General features: G+C 67.6%; 1 protein-coding gene. It reads right to left on the bottom strand.

The genetic code is table 11. The features are described 5' to 3' along the window. The coding region (locus EN804_RS34840) for a cation diffusion facilitator family transporter (protein WP_135922318.1) at positions 1-417 on the bottom strand (417 nt) is incomplete at both ends.

Here is a 417-nt window from a genome sequence, read left to right as displayed (position 1 = left end):
ATGATGCGCGTGGCCCGGGCTGTCGTGCAGCCACCAGGCGCACAGCAGGTTCACGCCCAGCCCGACCGCGGCGATGGCGATGGCTTCGTTGTAGTGGATCGGCGCCGGTACCCACAGCCGCTCCAGCGATTGCACGGCCATCAGCGCGGCCACACCGAGCAGGGCGATGGCGCTGGTGTAGCCGGCCAGGATCTCGATCTTCCAGGTGCCGAAGGCGAAGCGCGGGTCGTGCGCGTAGCGGCGTGCGCAGCGGTACGCAAACACTGAAAGCCCGAGCGCCAGCGCATGCGAACTCATGTGCCAGCCATCGGCGAGCACGGCCATGGAGTTGAACCACCAGCCGCCGACGATCTCCACGACCATCATGCTGACGGTGAGCCACAGGGCGCGGCGGGTATTGCGTTCGGCCAGCGGATT

The organism is Mesorhizobium sp. M8A.F.Ca.ET.161.01.1.1 (assembly GCF_004792105.1).
Lineage (GTDB): Bacteria > Pseudomonadota > Alphaproteobacteria > Rhizobiales > Rhizobiaceae > Mesorhizobium.
Note: the sequence above shows the minus strand (reverse complement) of the source record. Positions and strands in the feature narration are given on the sequence as shown.